Here is a 3,829-nt window from a genome sequence, read left to right on the forward strand (position 1 = left end):
GGTGCGGGTTCCGTCGGGGACTGTCGATCTTTACATTGCGATTCTCGGGGTGCTGACGGCCGGTGCGGCGTATGTGCCGGTGGATGCTGATGATCCTGATGAGCGTGCGCGGCTGGTGTTCGGTGAGGCCGCGGTGCGGGCGGTGATCGGGGAGTCGTTGCGGATAGTGGAGGCGGTTGACCTACCAGTGCCGGCCGATCTCTCAGTGGCGGAGGACTCCTCAGCGGATCTCGAAGTGTCGGCCGCTGCGGCAGAACCAGCGTCGGCTGCTGTGTCAGAGCCAGCGTCGGTCGCGGCCCCAGCTCCGGCGAAGCCCGGCGCCCCGACCCTCACCGACGATGCCTGGATCATCTTCACCTCGGGCTCTACCGGCAAGCCGAAGGGCGTGGCGGTGACTCATCGCAACGCGGCGGCTTTTGTCGACGCCGAGGCCGGCCTCTTCCTGCGCCGTGCTCCGATCGGCACGTCGGACCGGGTCTTGGCGGGCCTGTCGGTGGCCTTCGATGCTTCCTGCGAAGAGATGTGGTTGGCCTGGCGCAACGGGGCGTGCCTGGTTCCGGCGCCGCGGGCGTTGGTCCGCAGCGGCGTTGATTTGGGTCCGTGGCTGGTGGAGAACGGCATTACCGTGGTGTCCACGGTTCCGACTCTGGCCTCGTTGTGGCCGGCGGAGGCGTTGGCTGACGTCAGGCTGCTGATCTTCGGTGGCGAGGCGTGTCCGCCGGAGTTGGCGGAGCGGCTGGCGGTGCCGGGTCGTGAGGTGTGGAACACGTACGGTCCGACCGAGGCGACGGTGGTGGCCAGCGCCGCGCAGCTGACGGGTGTGGGTCCGGTCCGGATCGGGTTGCCGTTGGACGGCTGGGAGTTGGTGGTCGTCGACGATGCCGAGGAGCCGGTGCCGATGGGGGGCTCGGGCCAGTTGGTGATCGGTGGCGTGGGTCTGGCGCGGTATCTGGATCCGGAGAAGGACGCCGAGAAGTACGCGCCGTTGAAGTCGATGGAGTGGGATCGGGCGTATCGCAGCGGTGACTTGGTGCGTGCCGATCCGGAGGGTCTGGTGTTCCTGGGCCGGGCCGATGAGCAGGTGAAGCTGGGTGGTCGCCGGATCGAGTTGGGCGAGGTGGACGCGGCCTTGCAGGCGTTGCCCGGGGTGGCCGGTGCCGCCGCGGCGGTGAAGAAGACGGCTGGTGGCGCGGAGATCCTGGTCGGCTATGTGGTCCCGTCCGAGCCGGGTTTCGACACCGGGAATGCCCGCGCCTTGTTGGCTGAGCAGTTGCCGGCGGCGCTGGTCCCGCGTATCGCCGTGCTTGATGATCTGCCGGTCCGTACGTCGGGCAAGGTGGATCGCAATGCTTTGCCGTGGCCGTTGCCCGGGGTGGAGGAGCCGGTCGAGGCGGCGGAGTTGACGGTCGCCGAGGATTGGTTGGCTGAGCGGTGGGCGACGTTGCTGGGTGAGCGTCCGGTGCGCCCGGAGGTGGACTTCTTCGATTCCGGTGGTAGTTCGCTGGTCGCGGCGCGTTTCGTGTCGATTCTGCGGTCGCGGTATCCGACGGTCACTGTGCGCGACGTGTATGACAATCCGACTCTCGGTGAGTTGGCGGCGCGGCTGTTGGCGATGGCGCCGGAGGAGGTTGGTCAGGTCGCGGAGTCGGTTCCGGATGTGGTGCCGGTCAGCCGGGGTGCGCAGGCGATCCAGATCGCCGTGATGCTGCCGTTGGCGACCCTCGGTGCGATGCGCTGGCTGACGCTGTTGGCGACGTTGGGGAATGTGGTCGACGTGCCGTGGGCGCCGCGGGTTTCGTGGTGGTGGGTGGCGGCGGGCTTCGTGCTCTTCGTCTCCCCGCCCGGTCGGATCGCGATCGCCGCGACCGGGGTGCGTCTGCTTGTGCGCGGTGTGCGGCCGGGTGACTATCCGCGGGGCGGGTCGGTGCATCTGCGTTTGTGGGCGGCGGAGCAGTTGGCGTGGCGGATCGGGGTGCTGACGACGGTGACCGGTCCGTGGAACACGTTGTATGCGCGGGCGTTGGGTGCGCGGTTGGGCCCGGATGTGGATTTGCATTCGCCGCCGCCGGTGACGGGCATGCTGCGGATGGACCGGGGTTCGTCGGTGGAGCCGGAAGTGGATTTGACCGGTTTCTGGGTGGACGGCGGCCGGGTGCGGGTCGGGGAGTTGCGGATCGGCGCGGGGGCGTCGGTGGGTGCGCGGTCGATGTTGTTGCCCGGTGCGCGGATCGGTGAGCGGGCGCGGATCGCGCCGGGTTCGTCGGTGGGCGGGGTGGTTCCGGCGGGTCAGGAGTGGGCGGGGTCGCCGGCGGTGCGTTTGCGTAAGGCTGAGCGGCCGCCGGGGGAGGCGCGCCGGTCGCGGGTGTGGACGTGGGTTTATGGCACGACCGCTGTCGGGCTGGCGTTGTTTCCGCTGATCGCCGCGATTCCGGCGTTGCTGATCTTGGCGGGGTTCGTGCACGCGACGGGCACGGTGTGGCAGGGCTTCGGCTGGGCGCTGGTGGGTCTGGTTCCGGCTACGCCGGTGTTCGTGGTCTGCTATGCGCTGCTGACGTTGGCGTGCGTCCGGGCGTTGAGCGTGGGGATGGTCGCCGGCGACCATCCGCTGCACAGCCGCCGGGCCTGGCAGACCTGGGCGACGCTGCAGTTGATGGCGATGGCGCGGGTGTGGCTGTATCCGCTGTATGCGAGCATCCTGACGCCGTCGTGGCTGCGGGTGCTGGGGATGCGGGTCGGGCGGGGTGTGGAGATGTCGACGGTGCTGGCGGTCCCGGCGATGACGACGGTGAACGACGGCGCGTTCCTGGCCGACGACACGATGGTGGCGCCGTACGAGATGGCCGGCGGCTGGCTGCGGGTGGGGCACGCGCGGATCGGCAAGCGGGTGTTCGTGGGCAACTCCGGGATGGTGGCGCCGGGCCGCAAGCTGCCGAAGGAGAGCCTGGTCGGGGTGTTGTCGGCGGCTCCGCACAAGGCCAAGCGCGGCAAGTCGTATCTGGGGATGCCGCCGGAGCGGCTGCGTCGTCCGGGGCAGGAGGTCGACGACGCGTTGACGTACAACCCGCCGCGGCGGCTGATGGCGGCGCGGGCGGTGATCGAGCTGTGCCGGCTGGTGCCGATGATGGTGACGGCCGGGTTGGCGTTGCTGACGGTGACGGTGCTGGCGCAGGTGGCGCGGGATGGGAATGTGGCCGCGGCGGTGCTGCTGGGCGGGGTGGCGTTCTTGGTGGCCGGGGCGGTGGCCGGGTTGGTGGCCGTGGCCGCGAAGTGGGCTTTGGTCGGCCGGATCCGGGTATCGGAACAGCCGTTGTGGAGTTCTTTCGTCTGGCGCAACGAGTTGGCGGACAACTTCGTGGAGTTGGTGGCGGCGCCGTGGTTCGCCGAGACGTGGTTGGGCACCGCGCCGCTGAACCTGTGGCATCGGGCGATGGGTTCCCGGGTGGGTCGCGGGGTGTGGTGTGAGACGTACTGGCTGCCGGAGGCTGATTTGATCGAGTTGGCGGATGCCGCGACGGTGAACCGCGGGTGTGTGGTGCAGACGCACCTGTTCCATGACCGGGTGATGAGTATGGATGTGGTGCGGTTGGAGGCCGGGGCGACGTTGGGCCCGCAGGGTGTGATCTTGCCGGCGGCGCAGATCGGGGCGCAGGCGACGGTGGGGCCGGCGTCGTTGGTGATGCGCGGGGAGGCGGTGCCGGCGCATACCCGGTGGCAGGGCAATCCGATCGCGCCGTGGCCGGAGCAGGCGTGAGCGGGGGTCGGGGCAGGGAGGCGGCCGCCGGGGTGCGTTCGGCGGGTTCGGGTCGTGCGTCGGTCTCGGGGCGTGCGG

1 protein-coding gene is annotated in these 3,829 nt (G+C 69.9%); it reads left to right on the forward strand.

Translation table 11 applies throughout. The annotated features are described in order from the left end of the window. Positions 1-3,751: Pls/PosA family non-ribosomal peptide synthetase (locus KGQ19_RS47810; RefSeq protein WP_212022182.1), on the forward strand; the 3,751-nt coding region annotated here is incomplete at its 5' end. Positions 3,752-3,829 lie beyond the last annotated feature (78 nt).

Source organism: Catenulispora pinistramenti (genome assembly GCF_018274385.1).
Lineage (GTDB): Bacteria > Actinomycetota > Actinomycetes > Streptomycetales > Catenulisporaceae > Catenulispora > Catenulispora pinistramenti.